Origin of the sequence: Christiangramia qingdaonensis (assembly GCF_048381525.1) — a bacterium.
Classification (GTDB): domain Bacteria; phylum Bacteroidota; class Bacteroidia; order Flavobacteriales; family Flavobacteriaceae; genus Christiangramia.
Window position 1 is genome coordinate 320307 of record NZ_JBLWIM010000012.1, and the last position, 18816, is coordinate 339122.

Below are 18816 nucleotides of genomic sequence, written 5' to 3' on the forward strand. Positions count from 1 at the left end.
AAAGATAAGGATTTACTATAATTTTCAAGCTTCTGAAGTTTACTTGAGCGTGTGCCGAATCTCACGATTCAAGAAATAGGCAGTAATGATGGTAGAAAGTACATCGGCAATTGGAAAAGAGATCCAGACGCCGAGTTCTCCATAGTACTTCGGAAGAATTAGAACCAGCGGAATAAAAATAAATCCCTGCCGCGATAGGGTTAGCAAAAATGCAGGCATAGCTTTCCCGATGGCCTGGAAATAAGCAGCTCCAATTAATTGAATTGTTACAATTGGAATCGCTGCAAAAACCCAACGCATTGCTGAAGGTGTTTGCTCCAGAATACTTGGTTCCGTGGTAAATATTGCGACAATATCTGGTGCGAAAATCATGATCCCGGCAAAGATCAAAAGCCCCATCAGGAAGGAGTATAAAATGGCCGTATTGATGCTTTTTCGAACCCGACTAAAGTTCTCTGCGCCATAATTGAATCCAGCAATAGGCAAAAATCCCTGGGTGACTCCAAGTACCGGGAAGAGTGCGAACATAAGCATACGCGCAATGATCGCATATACGGTGATAGATTCTTCTCCTCCAAGATCAAAAAGAATGTTATTCATTAAAAGGTAGGTCACACTCACTACTGCCTGCCTGGCCAGCGTGACAACTCCCAATGCTGAAATTTCCTTCAGAATAGGAAAATCCATGTTGAAATGAGAGAAACTGATCTTTAATTCTGAGTTTTTCGAAAGAAAAAACCAGATAATATAAGCCATGCAAAAGAAATAGGATGCAGTTGTTGCCAGGGCGGCACCTTCCATTCCCATATTCAGCTTATTGATAAGAATATAATCCAGAATAAGATTGACTACAGAGGGAATGATCATTGCGATCATGGCAAAACGAGGTTTTCCCTCAGCCCGAATTACGTTGTTCCCCATCATGGCCAATGCCAGCATAGGAACACCGCAGAGCACGATGATATAATAGATCTTTGCAGGATCGAAGATCTCACCCATTCCTCCAAATGCAGGAATGAGATCATCAACAAATATCAATCCCGGGATGACCAGGCCTATCGATAAAACTAATGTTAGCGTGATCTGGTTTCCAAAGGTTCGTAAGGCTTTGGAATCTTCATTTGCTCCAAGCGCCCGGGAAATGATCGAACTTCCACCTATTCCGATAGCCATACCCAAAGCAGCTATAAAAAAAGAGACAGGCAAAACAACATTGATGGCCGCAATTGCGATCGGGCCTATCCAGTTTCCAACAAAAATAGTATCTACCAGGATGTTCAAGGACATCACCAATATTCCTACAGATGCTGGTAAAGCTTGTTGAATAAGAAGTTTACCAATGGGTTTATCACCCAGTTCCTTAGAATTTCGAACGGCCATTAAGCCTCAACCGGAGTTTGCTGGGTTGCCCACTCATCGATCCATCTGGATAATACTTTTACCCAATCTTCACGATCGTTCAAACATGGAACAACAGAGAAGTCTTTCCCACCAACTTCATGGAAAATTTCTTCGCCTTCCATGGCAATTTCTTCCAGTGTTTCCAGACAATCTGAAACGAATGCCGGAGTTACAATGGCTAACTTCTTCATTCCCTGTTTTCCAAATCTTTCAATGGTCCTGTCTGTATATGGCTTTAACCATGGGTCGAATCCTAATCTTGACTGGAAGGAAACGCTATAGGTATTTGGCTTCATTCCCAAATGTTCCGCTACCAACCTTGTGGTTTCAAAGCACTGGTGGCGATAACAGAACTGGTGAGCAGTTGATGCTGTCTGGCAGCATGAGCCGTCTATCTTACAGTGTGAGTTGGTGACATCGCTTTTGCGAATGTGTCGCTCGGGAACACCGTGATAAGAAAATAATAAATGCTCATATTCTTTTCCTTCAAGATTTTCAGCAATACTATTTGCCAGTGTTCGTACGTAATCCGGATGATTATAAAATGGTGGCACCGTCGTGAAGCTCATCTCCGGAAAAAATTCTTTTCGTAACTCTTCAGCCAGTACAAGAATAGTTTCAGTAGTAGCCATAGCGAATTGTGGATATAAAGGAAATAGAAGTACTTCGTCCACTCCTTTATCCTTTAATTCCTGTAAGCCTTGTTTTATATTTGGAGTTCCATACCTCATTGCCAATGCAATTGGAACAGATGTCTTTTCATCAATCTTATTCTGAAGTCTTTCTGAAAGTACAATTAGCGGAGAACCTTCATCCCACCAGATCTTCTGGTAAGCTTCAGCAGATTTTTTAGGCCGGGTGTTCAATACAATTCCCTTCACCAGTAGTGTTCTCGCCCAGTAAGGCACATCGATCACTCGCTCATCCATAAGGAATTCACCTAAATATTTCTTGACATCTTTGGGGTCGGTACTGTCTGGAGAACCCAGATTTACCAGCAATACGCCTTTACTCATAATTTTTCTTTTTCAACTCAAAAATAATACTAACAAGTCTATTGAAATACAATTTATAATTAGTGTTCTCTATGATTCAATAATCAGTTAGCTAACCGACAATGTATATTTCTTCGGCGTGGTTCCAAATTTCTTTTTAAAACCGGCAATAAAGTGACTCGCCGTACTGTAACCAACCTTCAGTCCTACTTCATTTACATTATATTCACCTGTTTCCAGAAGCTTACGTGCATATTCCATTTTATAATCGAACAGAAAGCTATAAACCGAATCGCCATAAATTTGTTTAAAACCTTCTTTTAGCTTTTTAAGACTAAGCCCAATTTCATCTGAAAGTTCCTGCAGGGATGGTGGTTCAGCCATTCTTGCGATCACGATATCTTTAGCTCTCCTTATCTTCTTAATATTCTCCTCATCACTCAAAAACGGACATTGTTCCAGATCTGGATTTTCCGCTTTATTGAAGTACAGACTTAATAACTCAAAAGCTTTCGCTTTAAAATAAAGGTTTTTGATACTGGGAGTCAGATTGAAATTCATGATCTGGTTTAATACCACCGCGGTTGAAGGCGACACCTGAGCATCCTTATAGTATTTTTTATCCTTATTGTCACCACTCAAAAAGGTGATATAATCTGCTTCCTGAGAAAATAAAGCGTGAAATTTCTTAATGGAGATAACCAAAGAAATCAGCCAGCTCTCCTTTTCCATGGATAAATGCAGTGGTAGATCGCGCTGAGGATTGTACAGTAAAAGTGAATTCTCTTCAGGAAGTGGTAATTCATAACTTCCGCTATTGAATAGAAACTTGCTGTTTCCCTTCACATTAAAGTGAAATTGAATAAAACTATTATCTATTTCGCGGGATATGATCTTATTCTCATCTGTGTCATTCTGAAACTTCAGAATATAGAAACCATCCTCGATCTTGATTTCTTCTGAAATACTTACAGCGTTATTTTTTTTGCTTTCATCCATCCTCGGAAAATTTATTTATTTAGAATCAGTCTAAACAAATCTATTCACAACAGCTTTGTTTACTACAAAAATAGCGCATTTTGAAGATTCGGACTTTAAAAAGCTGATAAATATCATCTATCGACACATTTAGTGCCTCTAGCGTTATTTTTTGAAATACTCTTCTGCTATTTTTGCAAACGTATTTCCAAATCGATACATGGAAGATTATCACATTTCAAGAGGTAAGCATTTTTATACGATAGGTTTAAGCTACAAAAAGGCTGATGCCGAGATTCGGGGACATTTCAGTCTTACGGAACAGGCGAAGGAAAATTTATTGAAACAGGCTGGCCGCGAAGGTATCGATGATATTCTCTTAACTTCCACCTGTAATCGTACTGAAATTTACGGTTTCGCAGAACATCCTTTCCAGTTGATCAAATTGCTTTGTGAGCATACTCATGGAACGGTTGAAGAATTTGAGAAGGTTGCCTACGTTTATAAGAACAAACAGGCGATTACTCATATGTTCAGGGTTGGAACAGGACTGGACAGCCAAATCCTAGGTGATTTTGAAATTATAAGTCAGTTAAAGGTTGCCTTTGTACGTTCCAAGAAACTTGGTTTGGTAAATGCATTCCTGGAAAGATTGGTAAATGCTGTCATCCAGGCCAGTAAAAGAATTAAGAACGAGACAGAGATCTCAAGTGGAGCGACTTCAGTTTCATTTGCCTCTGTACAGTATATATTAAAGAATATAGAGAATGTTTCAGATAAGAACATTCTTCTCTTTGGAACAGGGAAAATAGGTCGTAATACCTGTGAAAATCTGGTAAAACATACCCGTAATAACCATATCACCTTAATAAACAGAACAAAGGATAAAGCTGAAAAAGTTGCTGGTAAGTTTGATCTTATCGTTAAGGATTATGCAGATCTACAGGCAGAGATCAGGAATAGTGATATTTTGATCGTTGCTACCGGAGCTCAGAATCCTACAGTTTCGAAAGAACTTATCTATTCTAAAAAAGATCTTTTGATCCTTGATCTTTCTATTCCGAAGAACGTTTCAGAAGATGTTGAAGAATTGCCGAACGTGCAATTAATTCATCTAGATCATTTATCGCAAATGACCGATGAAACCCTGGAAAGAAGAAAACAATTCATTCCACAGGCAAAAGAGATCATTGCTGAAGTTGAAAACGACTTCAATCAATGGCTGGAAACAAGAAAGTTTGCACCAACGATCAAAGCTTTGAAGAAAAAGCTAAGATCTATGAAGGATGATGAACTGGATTTCCAGCGTAAAAAAATGTCGGATTTTAATGATGAACATGCTGAAATAGTAAGCAATCGTATCATCCAGAAGATCATGAAACATTTTGCAAATCACCTCAAAGGAGATACTGAAACCACGAATGAAAGCCTGGAATTGATCCACAAGGTCTTTCAACTCGAAGAAGTTAGCAAATGAGCAAAGTAATTCGAATTGGCACTCGCGATAGTGAATTAGCGATGTGGCAAGCACGCACCGCACAGAACGCACTGGAGCGAACTGGTCATAAAAGTGAACTGGTTCCTGTAAAATCTACTGGCGACCTAAATTTAGATCAACCTTTATATGAAATGGGAATCACGGGGATTTTTACGAAAACCCTGGATGTTGCCATGATCAAAGGCGAAGTAGATATTGCGGTTCACTCCATGAAAGATGTTCCTACGGCACTACCAAAAGGAATCGTGGAAGCAGCAGTGATGAAACGAGCGAGCAATAAGGATATTCTGGTTCATAAAGGAACTGAATTTCTGGAAAGCAAGAAAGGAAAGATCGCTACGGGTAGCTTACGCCGAAAAGCTCAATGGTTGCACAAATATCCAGATCACGAGGTCGTGGATCTTCGCGGGAATGTAAATACCCGCATGCAAAAACTTGAAGATAATGACTGGAATGGCGCCATCTTCGCAGCTGCCGGACTGGAGCGTATCGAGATCAAACCAGAGAACTTTATTGATCTAAACTGGATGATCCCGGCACCGGCTCAGGGAGCGATGCTAATCGTAGCTATGAAGAAAGACGAAGAAAGCCGTAAAGCACTGGCTCTTTTAAACCACCAGGAATCTCAAATCTGTGTACACGTTGAACGTGAATTCCTTAAAGTTCTTGAAGGTGGTTGTACCGCTCCAATTGGAGGCTTAGCCAGAATTCACGATGGTCATATTCATTTTCATGGAGCACTTTTTAGTCTTGATGGTTCTAAGAAAATAGAAGTAGAAAAAAGCGTTCCGGTTTCACAAGTGAATGGATTAGGAACGATCTGCGCTCAGGAAGTTTTAAATAATGGAGGTCGTGAATTGATGCAGCATATTAAAACTGCTTTAAATAATTGATGAATGCCTACCGTACTTTCCACGAAAAAACTAGCACTCAACCAGAAGGAACTACTTTTAACTAGTGGGATTGGATTCGCGGAGTATGATGCGATCAACATAGAATTTCTGAATTTTGATCTGCCTGAACAAACTATCCAGAATGCCATTTTTACCAGCAAGAATTCACTAAAAGCAATTAGATCAAAAAATCTGAATATTATCAATTGCTTTTGTGTGGGGAAGAAAACTGCAATATTGGCGAAGCAGATGGGTTATAATGTTCTGGAAACTACAGCCTATGCTCATGAACTGGCAAATAACATCATCCACAATTATCCTGATCGGGAATTTCAGTTATTCTGTGGGCACTCGAGACTTGATGAACTTCCGAAGATACTTCAGCAGCAAAATATAGCACTTAAGGAAATTAAGGTTTATAAAACTACGTTGAATATCCAGGAATTTCATTCAGATTACGACGGAATTCTATTTTACAGCCCAAGTGGTGTGAAAAGCTATACCAGCAAAAATACGATTGACTCCATTGCGTTTTGTATTGGAGATACTACAGCTTCCGAAGCTAAAAAACATACTACCAGCATCGTGACTCCGGGAACTCCCGGCATTGAAAACCTGATCGCCGTGGTAGCAAAAACATTTAGAAAAGACTTAAAACATCAGCAATGATCAAGAATGACCTTTTTTTAAAAGCACTTAGAGGTGAAAGCGTAGAACGTCCACCAGTTTGGATGATGAGACAGGCAGGAAGATATCTTCCTGATTTCATGAAGCTTAAAGAGAAATACGACTTTTTTACCCGTTGCCGTACTCCTGAACTTGCTACTGAAATTACGGTAATGCCTATTCGCCAGATAGGTCCGGATGCAGCAATACTTTTTAGTGATATTCTTGTAGTTCCACAAGCCATGAACATCGAGGTGGAGATGAAGCCTGGTGTTGGCCCGTGGTTGCCAAATCCAGTAGATACTCCCGCAAAAGTGGAACAGGTAATCGTACCAGATGTGCAAGAAACTCTCGGCTATGTTTTTGACGCGATCAAGCTTACAAAACAGGAATTAAATGATGAGGTACCACTTATAGGATTCGCCGGTTCTCCATGGACCATTCTATGTTACTGTGTACAGGGACAGGGATCTAAAACCTTTGATAAGGCAAAAAGATTCTGTTTTATGGAACCTATCGCTGCGCATAAATTACTTCAGAAAATTACTGATACTACGATCGCTTACCTGAAAGAAAAAGTAAAAGCCGGTGTAGATGCCGTGCAGCTTTTCGATTCCTGGGGAGGATTGCTGGAGCCTAATGATTACAAAGAATTCTCATGGCAATATATGCAACAGATCATCGATGCTTTAAAAGATGAAGTTCCTGTAATTGCTTACGGAAAAGGGTGTTGGTTTGCCTTGAAAGATATGTCACAATCTGGAGCAGCTGCTCTTGGAGTAGACTGGACCTGTGATGCGCGAAATGCTCGTTATTTAAGTGGCGGACAGATCACTTTGCAAGGGAATTTTGATCCTGCCAGGCTTTATTCCAAACCAATCGAAATTAAATACATGGTGAACGATATGATCAAAGCCTTTGGAAAAGATCGTTATATCGCTAACCTTGGACATGGTATTTTACCAAATATTCCCGTGGATAATGCGAAAGCTTTCGTAGACGCTGTTAAGGAATACAGAGAATAGGCCAACATTAAAGTTATAAGAATCTAACCCAAGCAGAAAAGTCTTCATGAGCATGAAAGAGCAATTTTACAGATATATTGAGCAATTGCAGGATTCGATCACTTCAAAACTGGAGGAGATCGATGGCGGCGCCAAATTCAAAGAAGATATCTGGAAAAGAAATGAAGGCGGTGGCGGTAGAACCCGTGTGATCGAAAATGGAAATGTATTCGAAAAGGGAGGTGTGAACATTTCTGCTGTTCACGGACCACTGGCTCCGGCTATGCAAAGTTATTTCAAAGTTGGGGATGTTGACTTTTTTGCCTGCGGACTCAGCCTTGTACTTCATCCTAAAAATCCAATGGTTCCAACGGTTCATGCCAATTGGCGCTATTTTGAAATGTATGAGAAAGACGGTACTGTGATCGACCAGTGGTTTGGTGGTGGACAGGATCTCACTCCTTATTATCTATTTGAAGAAGATGCTAAACACTTTCACTATACCTGTAAGAAAGCTTGCAATCCTCATGGGTTTTCTTTCTATTCAGATTTTAAGAAGAAGTGCGATGAATATTTCTGGAATGGACATAGAAATGAAGCCAGGGGAATAGGTGGACTTTTCTTCGATTATTTAAAGGAAAATGACCGTATGAAGATTGCCGACTGGTATGATTTTGTGACCGATGTTGGTGATTCATTTTTACAGGCTTATGTTCCGATCGTGGAAAAACGTAAGAATTTGCCTTATTCTGAAGAGAATAGAAAATGGCAGGAAATTCGACGTGGACGCTACGTAGAGTTTAATCTCGTACATGATAAAGGAACTTTGTTTGGGCTAAAGACCAACGGAAGAATAGAAAGTATCCTCATGAGCCTTCCACCTCACGTACAATGGGTTTATGATCATCATCCTGAACCTGAAAGTGAAGAAGAAAAACTCATACAGGTGCTTGAAAGACCTGTAAACTGGGTTTAAAATACACTGCGCCTGCAGCAATACTAAAAAATTCAGACAATGCTTAGAAGAAACCGAAGACTACGTACGAACGAATCTGTAAGATCACTGGTTAGAGAAACTTTTATTTCTCCAAACGATTTCCTGGTGCCAATTTTTGTGGTAGAAGGAAAACAGGTTAAGGAAGAGATCGCTTCCATGCCTGGTTATTATAGATATAGTCTTGATCTTCTAAAGCAGGAAATAAAAGAATTATGGAGCCTTGGTTTAAAGTCGGTTTTACTATTTGTAAAGGTTCCGGATGAATTAAAAGACAATAAAGGTACTGAAGCTATAAATCCTGAAGGATTGATGCAAAGAGCTGTGAAAACCGTGAAAGATGTCGCGCCTGAAATGGTCATCATGACAGATGTTGCCCTGGATCCATATTCCTCTTATGGTCACGATGGGATCGTAAATGATGGTAAGATCCTGAACGATGATACCACCGCGATTCTTGCAGAGATGGCTTTGTCTCACGCTAAGGCAGGTGCAGATTTTGTAGCGCCCAGTGACATGATGGACGGCAGAATCTTTGAAATGAGAACTTTGCTGGAGGATGAAGGTTTTCATGATACCGGCATTATGAGCTATTCCGCGAAGTACGCTTCCGCGTTTTATGGTCCGTTTAGAGATGCTCTGGATTCTGCTCCAGGCTTTGGGGATAAGAAAACCTACCAGATGGATCCAGCCAATCGTGATGAAGCTATCAAGGAAACTTTGATGGATATCGAGGAAGGTGCAGATATCGTGATGGTGAAGCCGGGTCTGTGTTACCTGGACATTGTTCGTGACATTAAGAATGCTGTAAACGTACCTGTTGCCGTCTACCAGGTAAGTGGTGAATATGCCATGATCAAAGCTGCGGCAGAGAAAGGATGGCTGGACCACGACGCTGTGATCCTGGAACAGTTAACTGCTATAAAGCGTGCCGGAGCGAATATGATAGCCTCATATTTCGCAAAAGATGCCGTGAAATTAATTTCCTGATTTTTAGAAAAATATAAGACTGCTTCTGTTTCTGCAATCAGTTTTTGGCTTAACATTGTTGTATGAAATCCAGTAAATTTTTATGGATAAGCCTAATACTGCTTCAGGTATTCCTGCTAGCTGGTACAAATGTTTATGCTACCGGAGTTTCTTCGGAAATAAAGCCTACTGATGAATTTCAGTGTAATCAGGCGCATAGTAACAAGAATGCTTATCTACCTGATGAAGTTTTTTCTTACTCTGAAAAAGTAAATGCTGAAGAGTCCGATTTTTCAAAATTCTTCGGAAGCCTTGATAGTTTTGAAGATGTAACTTCAGAAGAAAAAGAAGGTCTACAGATTTTCACAAATTTCAGGTTTCAGTTTCACCTGAAGAAAATTCTCTATCCATTCCATAGTTTTTGGTAAATAGAATGAATTACATCACGCTAATTCAGGTTTGTATACCTGAAAAGCACCATTTATTTCATTTTAAATACTAAATCAATATGGATACTATATCTCTAACTTTAGGGCTGGGACTTCTGGCTCTTTTCGCAATACCTATTATATACCTTATTTTAAAAAGCAATGCTCACACTTCAAAAGTGAAGCAACGAGCTTATGATTTTGCTACCCAAAATAAACTGAAAATTGACGAGTTTGAACAGATTGGCAACACGATTATAGCACTGGACGTGAGCAATAAAAAATTAATTTTCGGCAAAGCTGGAAGTGAGGATCATTTTGAGATCATTGATCTTAATCAATATGCTACAATACATTTGCAGCAGGATCTACAGGCAGGGAATTCAAAGAAAATCCAGTTTCTGGCTTTAAATTTCGCTGCCATGCAAAAGCAAAGTACAAAATCTATTTGCTTCTACGATGAAGCCGGTAGTGACATTATTGCTCCTGAAATACGATTACAGCAGGCACGAAAATGGGAAACTAAAATAACTCCTTTGATCGCTGCTTAAACCATCAGCAAAAATCCAGAAAGGTCTTTCCAGTACGAAAGACCTTTTTGTTTTATAATTTCTTTTTAAATATTTGAATTGAGAATACATAAATTAGCCATTCTAACTTATTAAAGTGCATGGGATTACTGATCATTTTTGCCGTATTATCAATATTTTTCTCCTTTATGTGCTCCATTCTGGAAGCCACATTACTAAGTATTACACCATCATATATAAAAATTAGGAAAAAGGAAGGAAAGAGTTACGCTAAAGATCTGGCAAATCTAAAGAAGGATATAGATAAGCCGCTTATCGCAATTCTTACCATAAATACCATTGCACATACCGTGGGAGCTATTCTTGTGGGTGTTCAGGCTGAAAAGACTTTTGGTGATGGCGGAAATTCTGTGATGATCGTTTCAGCGCTCATGACCCTGGCCATCCTTGTACTTTCTGAAATTATTCCGAAGACCATTGGAGCTACCTACTGGCAATCATTAGGTAATTTCACCGCCAAAGCACTTAATATCATGATCTTCCCACTTAAGTACACGGGAATTTTGTGGCTAATGATGCTTACTACAAAATTGATCGGAAAATCTGCGCATGTAAGTACGATGAGCCGTGAAGAATTCGCTGCAATCACCGATGCTGCGGAAGAAGAAGGTGTTTTTGAGGAAAGCGAAACGACAGTTATCAAGAACTTACTCGTATTTAAATCTATTGAAGCTAAAGATGTGATGACCCCATTTTCAGTAGCGATCGTAGAGGACGAAAGTATGAGTCTAAGCGATTTCTATTCTAACCATAAGAACCTGAAATTCTCAAGAATCCCTGTCTATAAGGAGAAATCAAATAACGTGTCTGGATTTATTCTGAAAGATGATGTTCTTGAAGCGATGATCGATGAACATGGTGAGCAACCTTTAAGTAACATAAAAAGGGATATCCTGGTTACGAATGACAATACGCCTATTCCTGAATTGTTTGAGATCTTTGTTGAAAAACGCGCTCATATTTCCATGATCGTGGATCAATTTGGTAATACCACCGGAATTGTAACCATGGAAGATATTATCGAAACACTCTTAGGGCTGGAGATCATGGACGAAAGCGATAGTGTGGAAGACATGCAGGTACTTGCCAGAAAGAACTGGGAAAGACGCGCAAAACGCCTCGGACTCATCCAGAGAAAACAGGACCAGGAGACCTCTTCTACTTCAGATAATAGTGATGAACCTGATGGAGATGAAACAGGCAAGCATTAGAACACCACTTGGTATCGCAACGTTCATTGGAGATGAAAATGGAGTTCAGGAAATAAAAGTTGATGATTCTACCGATGAATCTTCCGAAATACCTGAAATCCTTCAGACAGCAATTTTGCAATTTCAGGAGTATTTTTCAGGACGAAGACAGCAATTTGATTCTAAAACTGAATCCGAAGGGAACCGACTTTCAGAAGAAAGTATGGGAAGAACTCAGAAATATACCCTATGGAACTACAATATCATATCTTGAACTATCCCGTAAACTAGGCGATGAGAAAGCAATTAGAGCCGTGGCCTCTGCAAATGGAAAGAATCCGCTCTGGATCGTTGTTCCCTGTCATCGCGCAATTGGAAGTGATGGTTCTCTCACTGGTTACGCTGGTGGTTTGCATCGTAAGAAATGGTTACTGGATCTGGAAAACCCACCTTCCCAACAAAGTCTGTTCTAAATTTGCTATTTTCAGAACATGAAAAAGATTTTCAAGCTACTCCTTTACATTACGCTATTTATCGTTGTTTTATCCATAGGTCTTTATTTGACAGGTTATGGATATATTTTGAGAGCAGTCCAAACCACTTATTTGAACGGACACAAAACTGCTTTTATCGATGATCACCCCTACTTTGAAAACGCCATTATAGAAAATGGAGAAGACATTCAGGAATGGCCGCTGGCAAAAGATTATAATAGTATCAAAGCGACCAGAAGTCTAGATAGTTTGCACAAGGAACTGGAGACCGCAGCATTTTTGATCATTCAGAATGACAGCCTGGTTTACGAAAAATACTATCAGGAATACGGTGCTGCGAGCCAGACGAATTCTTTTTCCATGGCTAAAAGTGTGGTTAGCTTACTTATGTATAAGGCGATTCAGGATGGATACCTTGAAAACATCGAGCAGCCCGTAGAAAACTTTTTTCCTCAGTTTGACAAGAAACTTAAAATTGGAGATCTTTCCTCAATGGCTTCCGGGCTAAACTGGGATGAAAATTATTACAATCCATTTGCATCAACTGCCCGTGCCTACTTTGGGAAAGATATTCGGGAGCAGGTTTTGGATTTGAAAGTGATCAAAAATCCAGGAGAGGAATTTGAATATCTAAGCGGGAATACACAATTGCTCGCTATGGTCATTGAAAAGGCTACTGGCAAAACACTGAGTAACTACTTAAGCGAAAGTTTCTGGAAACCAATGGGAATGAACGATAGTGCGCTCTGGCAATTGGATAGTAAAGATTCTGCCATGGAGAAAGCTTACTGCTGTATTGCCACCAATGCGAGAAACTTTGGGAAATTTGGAAAATTTTTACTGAATAACGGTAACTGGAATGGCGAGCAACTATTGGATTCTGCCTATATCGAACAGCTTTCTAAACCCAGGTTCGAAGATTCACCTTACTATGGCTACGGCTTCTGGCTAAGCGATTATAAAGATAAAGAGATCTATTATATGCGGGGTATTTTAGGACAATACGTGATCGTTATTCCTGAGGATGAGCTCGTAATCGTGAGGCTGGGTGAAAAGCTTATTCGCAAAGATGATGATAAACATTATGAAGATTTCTATCGCTATATAGACGACACCTACAAGATGATCGGGAATCGTAAACAGTGATATTCACGATTAGAACATAAAAAAAGCCGGAATAAATCCGGCTTTTTTTTATAACTGCATTTCAGGAATATCGCCTTCGACGATGAGTTTTCCTTCCGTAGCGTTTTGAACGTCTTCCACACTTACACCCGGTGCCGTTTCAAGCAATTTAAAGCCTTTATCGGTTACTTCTATCACCGCTAGGTTAGTGACGATCTTAGTAACGCAACCAACGCCTGTAAGCGGCAGAGAACATCTCTTCAACAACTTAGACTCTCCAGCCTTATTAGTATGCATCATTGCCACAATAATATTTTCTGCTGAAGCGACCAGATCCATCGCTCCTCCCATTCCTTTGACCATTTTCCCCGGAATTTTCCAGTTGGCGATATCTCCGTTCTCAGCTACTTCCATAGCTCCAAGGATCGTAAGATCTACATGCTTCCCTCGAATCATACCAAAACTCGTGGCAGAATCGAAGAAACTTGCTCCGGGTCTGGCAGTGATCGTCTGTTTCCCGGCATTTATAAGATCTGCATCCTCTTCTCCATCCAGAGGAAAACGACCCATTCCAAGTATTCCATTTTCACTCTGGAACTCTACCTGAATATCGTCGCGAACAAAATTTGCCACTAATGTTGGAATTCCTATTCCAAGGTTTACATAATATCCATCCTTTACTTCTTTAGCAATTCGTTGTGCTATTCCGTTTTTATCTAGTGCCATCGCTTAATCTTTTTGTCTAACCGTACGTTGTTCAATTCTCTTCTCGTAATCCTTTCCCTGGAAAATTCTTTGTACAAAAATTCCCGGAATGTGGATATGGTTAGGATCCAGTTCTCCAGGCTCTACGAGTTCTTCCACCTCAGCTACGGTAATCTTCGCTGCACCACACATAACCGGATTAAAGTTTCTGGCTGTTCCTTTAAAAATAAGGTTCCCAGCTCTATCCCCTTTCCAGGCTTTTACGAAAGCGAAATCTGCCTTGAAAGCTTCCTCAAGTACGTACATTTTTCCATCAAACTCTCTGGTTTCCTTACCTTCTGCAACTTCAGTTCCATAACCTGCTGGTGTATAGATCGCAGGAAAACCTTGTTGTGCTGCCTGACATCTTGCTGCAAGCGTGCCCTGCGGAATTAATTCCACATCAAGTTCACCGCTGAGCATTTGTTTTTCGAAAATAGCATTTTCTCCTACATATGAGGAGATCATTTTATCGATCTGTTTCTTGTGAAGTAATTGGCCAAGTCCAAAATCGTCTACACCCGCATTATTAGAAATACAGGTTAGATTTTTAATATTAAGGCGTACCAGTTCAGAAATGGCGTTCTCCGGAATTCCGCAGAGTCCAAAACCACCTAGCATAAAAGTCATTCCGTCTTCTACACCTTCTGTAGCCTTCTGTACGCTATCAACCGTTTTTATGATCATTTTTTCAGAATTTAATCCGAAAATACAAAATTTAAAAGGTCAATACAACGACTGAAGTTGGCTCAACTGAATATTTCAGAATTATTATACTGAATTACTGAAGATTATTAAAAATCAAGCTCGTCTGGAACCGAATCATCATTTGAACTATCTGAATTATAGCTGTCACAATCTGTTGCTATGCTCAAATTCTCCGGTCTTTCAAAAGCTTCTTTGGAAACTTTAAGATCTGGATTTGCATATACATCTTTCATATACATTCCCCAGATTGGTAGTGCCATGGTGGCTCCCTGACCGTACTGTATTCCTGGAAAATGCACTGCGCGATCTTCTGCTCCAACCCATACTCCTGTGACAAGGTCTGGTACCATTCCCATAAACCAACCATCACTTTGATTTTGAGTGGTCCCTGTTTTACCTGCAATCGGATTTTTAAAATCGTAAGGATAACCGGTCATCACATCCTTATAAAATGCATTGGTGGTTCCCCAGGTATTACGGAGTCTGGTCCCTGAACCTCCCTGAGTTACGCCCTCCAATAGGTTTACAGTCACGTAAGCCGCTTCTTTGCTAAGAACATCCCTGGTTTCTGGAACATTTTGATAAAGCACAGTTCCGTTTTTATCTTCAATACGATTTACCATTACTGGTTTGATATAAACTCCCTGGTTCGCAAAAGTGCTGTATGCAGAAACCATTTCAAAAAGACTGATATCTGCTGTTCCCAGTGCGATTGAAGGTACTGCAGGAACATTTTCAGTATCAATACCCAGTTTTCCAAGTAGATCGATCACGGGTCCTGGACCGGTTTTATCGATCAATCGCGCAGTAATGGTATTTACAGATCTCGCCAGCGCCTGTTTGAGCGAAAGCATTCCTGAATATTCATTATCACTGTTTCTGGGTGCCCAGTCTTTCATGTTCCCATGTTTACCGGCCTCGATCGTAAATTTAGATCTTGGTAAGGTATCACAGGGTGAAAATTTAAGCTGATCTATTGCAGTTGCGTACACAAAAGGTTTAAAGGTAGAACCTACCTGCCTTTTCCCCTGCTTAACGTGCTCATATTTGAAATGCTTAAAGTCAATTCCTCCTACCCAGGCTTTTACTTCGCCGGTTTGAGGAACCATAGACATCATACCTGCTTGCAAAAATGCTTTATAGTAAAGGATTGAATCACGCGGAGTCATCACTGTATCGATAGTTCCTTTCCAGCTAAAAACTCTCATTTCCGCTTTCTCTTTGAAGGATTTCTTGATCTCAGCATCAGATTTTCCCTGTGCTTTCATTTTCTTCCAGCGTGCAGAAACTCTCATCGCATTCTGAATACTAGACTCTACCTCATCTTCTGTAATATCGCGGAAAGGAGCCGTTGGGTTCTTTTCGTTCTGGCGATCAAATGATTTCTGAAGGTTAGCAATGTGGCTGGTAACTGCATTCTCTGCATATTCCTGCATTTTAGAATCAATGCTGGTGTAGATCTTTAGTCCGTCCCGATATAAACTGTACTCAGATCCATCAGGTTTTGGATTTTCTTCGATCCATTCTTTCATGAAACCCTGAAGGTAAGCTCTAAAATAAGTCGCCATTCCTTCATCATGCCCTTCCGGTGTAAATTCAATTTTCATAGGTAATTTCTGCAGAGAATCTGTTTCCTGTTCAGAAATAAATCCGTTACGATTCATTTGCTCAAAAACCTGGTTTCTTCTGGATTTAACCAGTTCCGGTCTTCGCATTGGGTTGTAAAGCGCCGAGTTCTTAAGCATTCCTACCAAAACTGCCGACTCTTCTATTTTCAATTCTGAAGGTTCCTTATCAAAATAGATCTTGGAAGCGGAACGAATTCCCACCGCCTGGTAGATAAAATCGTATTTATTGAAGTACATTGTAATGATCTCTTCCTTCGTATACTGTCGCTCCAGTCTCGTTGAAATGACCCATTCCTTTACTTTCTGAAACACCCGTTCCACATCATTTTGCGCAACATCTTCAGTAAATAATTGTTTTGCTAACTGTTGAGTAATAGTACTTGCACCACCTCTTGTTCCCAGGTAAACCGCAGCTCTGGCGGTTCCTTTCGCGTCGATTCCTGCATGCTGATAAAAACGTTCATCTTCAGTTGCGATTAAAGCCTGTACCAAATGATCTGGCAGATCTTCATATTTGATCGGGGTTCTGTTCTCACTGTAATATTTCCCAAGGGTTTCTCCATCTGCGGAAAAGATCTCGGTAGCAAGGTTGTTTTCAGGGTTTTCGAGTTCATCAAAAGAAGGCATCTTTCCGAAGAATCCCCAACCTGCAAAAAGAAAAATTAGAATTCCGGCTAGAATTCCAATTCCGAATAATGTCCAGAAACCTACGATATACTTGCGATTACTATGCGCTGGTTTCTTTGTTTTCTTGGTAGTAGCGGCCATTTATATGCTAAAAATTAATTGTCGTTCTTTTCAATTCTGAATCCTATATCGGTAATTCCTTCCAGTTCTTCGATTCCGTCCACATCACCATTCTTGCGCATCGCCTGTTGTATGCTCACTTTATAATTACCCGATTCTTCAAATTTCACATCTTCCTTATACCAGAGTTTACTTTCCTTGATATCTCCATAACCTTCACCTAGCCATTTCCCATCTGGCTGAGCCATTTCATACTCGAGAGTATCGCTAATCACCTTTCCCTGCGGGAACCTGATCTCGGTTATTAAAAACAAATTACTGTAAGCGTACTGGTTATTGTTCCGCACATTGATAAAAAGATCATACACCTTTGTAGAGTCCAGTTCCTCCAGTTCAAAGGTGACCAGTGAATCTTTATGCCATTTCTGTACCGCCTGGTATTCATCAAAAACCCGTTTTTCATCACAGCCAACTACAAGTGCTGAAACAAAAATTAATAGGCAAAAAACTTTACGCATTCTTAGACTTTGTAGGGTTTGGTTTGCGTTTCTTTCTTTTCTTATTTCGTTTCTTACTTTGTTGCTGTTTTGGTTTATCAAAACGCGTAAGACTATCTTCACCTCCTGAATTATTGAATCCTTTCGATTTTTCTTCGCTCAGGATCACTTCTGTTTCATATTCTTCCAGGCTAGTAGCTGCTTCACCTTTTTTGTTCAGTGCTACGATCTTATTGGCCTGTTCCGGACTCAACTGGTGCCAGTTCATCCATTCTCCTTCATAAGCATACCAGAGAGCACCTTTAAAAATGTCAATTTTTTGACATACGGCAGTTCCTTTCTTGGTCTTTAACTTAACGTCGGTTTTTGGAAAAGATTTTAGTGCTTCCAGATAAGTATCCAATTCATAGTTCAGGCAGCATTTCAATTTCCCACATTGTCCTGCAAGTTTTTGAGGATTAAGGGATAATTGCTGATATCTCGCTGCTGAAGTGCTAACGGATCTAAAGTCTGTAAGCCATGTAGAACAACAAAGTTCGCGTCCGCAGGAACCAATACCACCTAGTCTGGCCGCTTCCTGCCGAAGTCCGATCTGCTTCATTTCAATACGGGTATTGAATTCCCGTGCAAATTCCTTAATCAATTGTCTGAAATCCACACGATCTTCCGCAGTGTAATAAAAAGTAGCTTTGGAACCATCTCCCTGGAACTCGATATCGCTAATTTTCATGCTTAGATTAAGCCTGATAGCGATCTGTCTTGATCGTTGTTTGATCTTTTCCTCACGCTCTCTTCCTTCCTGCCAGACATCGATATCTCTTTGAGAAGCTTTACGGTAGATTTTCAGAACTTCTTCGGAATCCTGCGCAACTTTTTTCTTCTTCATCTGTACGCGAACGAGCTCACCGGTAAGACTAACCTGTCCTACATCGTGACCCGGACTGGCTTCCGTAGCAACTACATCGCCAATACTAAGACTTAGATTTTCAGTATTTCTATAAAAGTGTTTACGGCCGTTTTTGAAACGTACTTCTACGATATTAAAAGGTTCCACGCCTCCCGGAAGAGACATATTTGAAAGCCAGTCGAAAACGCTCAGTTTATTACAACTGTCTGTTCCACAGGTTCCGTTGTTCTTACATCCTTTCGGCTGACCGTCTTTGCCGGTCGAGCAACTTGTGCAAGCCATATGTTATATATATTGAGGGCGTAGCTTTAGATAGCCTGTAAAACATCATCCTGTCTAAGCGCTTTGCTTTCTGGTGCA

At 40.2% G+C, this 18816-nt stretch carries 18 protein-coding genes and 1 pseudogene; 11 read left to right on the top strand and 8 right to left on the bottom strand.

What is annotated here, in order from left to right; translation table 11 throughout:
- Positions 1-39: 39 nt before the first annotated feature.
- From ACNI3T_RS06310 to ACNI3T_RS06320, 3 genes are all read right to left on the bottom strand, one after another.
- Positions 40-1380, bottom strand: a complete 1341-nt coding sequence (locus ACNI3T_RS06310; RefSeq protein ID WP_418227102.1) for an MATE family efflux transporter — start codon at positions 1378-1380, stop codon at positions 40-42.
- Entirely contained in the window at positions 1380-2417 is a 1038-nt protein-coding gene (gene hemH / locus ACNI3T_RS06315; RefSeq protein ID WP_418227103.1) for a ferrochelatase, read from the bottom strand. The genes ACNI3T_RS06310 and hemH overlap by 1 nt, the downstream gene beginning before the upstream one ends.
- Positions 2418-2504: 87 nt before the next feature.
- Entirely contained in the window at positions 2505-3395 is an 891-nt protein-coding gene (locus ACNI3T_RS06320; protein WP_418227104.1) for an AraC family transcriptional regulator, read from the bottom strand.
- A 199-nt stretch (positions 3396-3594) separates the two neighbouring features.
- Here ACNI3T_RS06320 and hemA point away from each other — a divergent pair, with 199 nt between their 5' ends.
- The 11 genes and pseudogenes from hemA (at position 3595) to ACNI3T_RS06375 (ending at position 13246) form a co-directional block, all read left to right on the top strand.
- The gene (hemA, locus tag ACNI3T_RS06325) at positions 3595-4851 is read left to right on the top strand and encodes a glutamyl-tRNA reductase (RefSeq protein ID WP_418227105.1); all 1257 of its coding nucleotides are present in this window, start codon (positions 3595-3597) and stop codon (positions 4849-4851) included.
- Positions 4848-5765 carry a hydroxymethylbilane synthase gene (gene hemC / locus ACNI3T_RS06330; RefSeq protein ID WP_418227106.1) on the top strand — a complete coding sequence of 306 codons (918 nt, stop codon included), beginning with the start codon at positions 4848-4850 and terminating at the stop codon, positions 5763-5765. The genes hemA and hemC overlap by 4 nt, the downstream gene beginning before the upstream one ends.
- 3 nt (positions 5766-5768) lie before the next feature.
- The gene (locus ACNI3T_RS06335) at positions 5769-6434 is read left to right on the top strand and encodes a uroporphyrinogen-III synthase (protein ID WP_418227107.1); all 666 of its coding nucleotides are present in this window, start codon (positions 5769-5771) and stop codon (positions 6432-6434) included.
- Entirely contained in the window at positions 6431-7456 is a 1026-nt protein-coding gene (gene hemE, locus ACNI3T_RS06340) for a uroporphyrinogen decarboxylase (protein WP_299152541.1), read from the top strand. The genes ACNI3T_RS06335 and hemE overlap by 4 nt, the downstream gene beginning before the upstream one ends.
- 52 nt (positions 7457-7508) lie before the next feature.
- The gene (gene hemF / locus ACNI3T_RS06345; RefSeq protein WP_418227865.1) at positions 7509-8411 is read left to right on the top strand and encodes an oxygen-dependent coproporphyrinogen oxidase; all 903 of its coding nucleotides are present in this window, start codon (positions 7509-7511) and stop codon (positions 8409-8411) included.
- A gap of 39 nt (positions 8412-8450) precedes the next feature.
- Positions 8451-9419, top strand: coding sequence for a porphobilinogen synthase (gene hemB, locus ACNI3T_RS06350; protein ID WP_418227108.1), 969 nt, complete (start codon positions 8451-8453; stop codon positions 9417-9419).
- A 62-nt stretch (positions 9420-9481) separates the two neighbouring features.
- On the top strand, positions 9482-9826 hold the full coding sequence (locus ACNI3T_RS06355; protein WP_418227109.1) for a hypothetical protein: 345 nt from the start codon (positions 9482-9484) through the stop codon (positions 9824-9826).
- 80 nt (positions 9827-9906) lie between these two features.
- Positions 9907-10377: a hypothetical protein gene (locus tag ACNI3T_RS06360; RefSeq protein ID WP_418227110.1), complete on the top strand. Its 471-nt coding sequence runs from the start codon at positions 9907-9909 to the stop codon at positions 10375-10377.
- A 119-nt stretch (positions 10378-10496) separates the two neighbouring features.
- The gene (locus ACNI3T_RS06365; protein WP_418227111.1) at positions 10497-11627 is read left to right on the top strand and encodes a CNNM domain-containing protein; all 1131 of its coding nucleotides are present in this window, start codon (positions 10497-10499) and stop codon (positions 11625-11627) included.
- Positions 11608-12079, top strand: a pseudogene (locus tag ACNI3T_RS06370) (methylated-DNA--[protein]-cysteine S-methyltransferase). Before ACNI3T_RS06365 ends, ACNI3T_RS06370 begins: the two are co-directional and overlap by 20 nt.
- Before the next feature lie 18 nt (positions 12080-12097).
- Positions 12098-13246 carry a serine hydrolase domain-containing protein gene (locus ACNI3T_RS06375; RefSeq protein ID WP_418227112.1) on the top strand — a complete coding sequence of 383 codons (1149 nt, stop codon included), beginning with the start codon at positions 12098-12100 and terminating at the stop codon, positions 13244-13246.
- A 48-nt stretch (positions 13247-13294) separates the two neighbouring features.
- On the opposite strand, the gene ACNI3T_RS06380 is transcribed toward ACNI3T_RS06375, so the two are convergent.
- The 5 genes from ACNI3T_RS06380 to ACNI3T_RS06400 form a co-directional block, all read right to left on the bottom strand.
- Positions 13295-13951 carry a CoA transferase subunit B gene (locus ACNI3T_RS06380; RefSeq protein WP_418227113.1) on the bottom strand — a complete coding sequence of 219 codons (657 nt, stop codon included), beginning with the start codon at positions 13949-13951 and terminating at the stop codon, positions 13295-13297.
- A 3-nt stretch (positions 13952-13954) separates the two neighbouring features.
- Positions 13955-14656, bottom strand: a complete 702-nt coding sequence (locus tag ACNI3T_RS06385) for a CoA transferase subunit A (RefSeq protein WP_418227114.1) — start codon at positions 14654-14656, stop codon at positions 13955-13957.
- A gap of 107 nt (positions 14657-14763) precedes the next feature.
- Positions 14764-17073, bottom strand: coding sequence for a penicillin-binding protein 1A (locus tag ACNI3T_RS06390; RefSeq protein WP_322301649.1), 2310 nt, complete (start codon positions 17071-17073; stop codon positions 14764-14766).
- Positions 17074-17087: 14 nt separating this feature from the next.
- Positions 17088-17570 carry a gliding motility lipoprotein GldH gene (locus ACNI3T_RS06395; protein ID WP_418227115.1) on the bottom strand — a complete coding sequence of 161 codons (483 nt, stop codon included), beginning with the start codon at positions 17568-17570 and terminating at the stop codon, positions 17088-17090.
- Positions 17563-18738 (bottom strand): PSP1 domain-containing protein, encoded by a 1176-nt coding sequence (locus ACNI3T_RS06400; RefSeq protein WP_322301647.1) that lies wholly within the window; start codon positions 18736-18738, stop codon positions 17563-17565. Before ACNI3T_RS06400 ends, ACNI3T_RS06395 begins: the two co-directional genes overlap by 8 nt.
- Between the last annotated feature and the right edge of the window lie 78 nt (positions 18739-18816).

Coding starts and splice junctions, on each gene's coding strand:
- ACNI3T_RS06310 (WP_418227102.1), bottom strand. CDS start 1,380: ATGGCCGTTCGAAATTCTAAGGAACTGGGTGATAAACCCATTGGTAAA.
- hemH (WP_418227103.1), bottom strand. CDS start 2,417: ATGAGTAAAGGCGTATTGCTGGTAAATCTGGGTTCTCCAGACAGTACC.
- ACNI3T_RS06320 (WP_418227104.1), bottom strand. CDS start 3,395: ATGGATGAAAGCAAAAAAAATAACGCTGTAAGTATTTCAGAAGAAATC.
- hemA (WP_418227105.1), top strand. CDS start 3,595: ATGGAAGATTATCACATTTCAAGAGGTAAGCATTTTTATACGATAGGT.
- hemC (WP_418227106.1), top strand. CDS start 4,848: ATGAGCAAAGTAATTCGAATTGGCACTCGCGATAGTGAATTAGCGATG.
- ACNI3T_RS06335 (WP_418227107.1), top strand. CDS start 5,769: ATGCCTACCGTACTTTCCACGAAAAAACTAGCACTCAACCAGAAGGAA.
- hemE (WP_299152541.1), top strand. CDS start 6,431: ATGATCAAGAATGACCTTTTTTTAAAAGCACTTAGAGGTGAAAGCGTA.
- hemF (WP_418227865.1), top strand. CDS start 7,509: ATGAAAGAGCAATTTTACAGATATATTGAGCAATTGCAGGATTCGATC.
- hemB (WP_418227108.1), top strand. CDS start 8,451: ATGCTTAGAAGAAACCGAAGACTACGTACGAACGAATCTGTAAGATCA.
- ACNI3T_RS06355 (WP_418227109.1), top strand. CDS start 9,482: ATGAAATCCAGTAAATTTTTATGGATAAGCCTAATACTGCTTCAGGTA.
- ACNI3T_RS06360 (WP_418227110.1), top strand. CDS start 9,907: ATGGATACTATATCTCTAACTTTAGGGCTGGGACTTCTGGCTCTTTTC.
- ACNI3T_RS06365 (WP_418227111.1), top strand. CDS start 10,497: ATGGGATTACTGATCATTTTTGCCGTATTATCAATATTTTTCTCCTTT.
- ACNI3T_RS06375 (WP_418227112.1), top strand. CDS start 12,098: ATGAAAAAGATTTTCAAGCTACTCCTTTACATTACGCTATTTATCGTT.
- ACNI3T_RS06380 (WP_418227113.1), bottom strand. CDS start 13,951: ATGGCACTAGATAAAAACGGAATAGCACAACGAATTGCTAAAGAAGTA.
- ACNI3T_RS06385 (WP_418227114.1), bottom strand. CDS start 14,656: ATGATCATAAAAACGGTTGATAGCGTACAGAAGGCTACAGAAGGTGTA.
- ACNI3T_RS06390 (WP_322301649.1), bottom strand. CDS start 17,073: ATGGCCGCTACTACCAAGAAAACAAAGAAACCAGCGCATAGTAATCGC.
- ACNI3T_RS06395 (WP_418227115.1), bottom strand. CDS start 17,570: ATGCGTAAAGTTTTTTGCCTATTAATTTTTGTTTCAGCACTTGTAGTT.
- ACNI3T_RS06400 (WP_322301647.1), bottom strand. CDS start 18,738: ATGGCTTGCACAAGTTGCTCGACCGGCAAAGACGGTCAGCCGAAAGGA.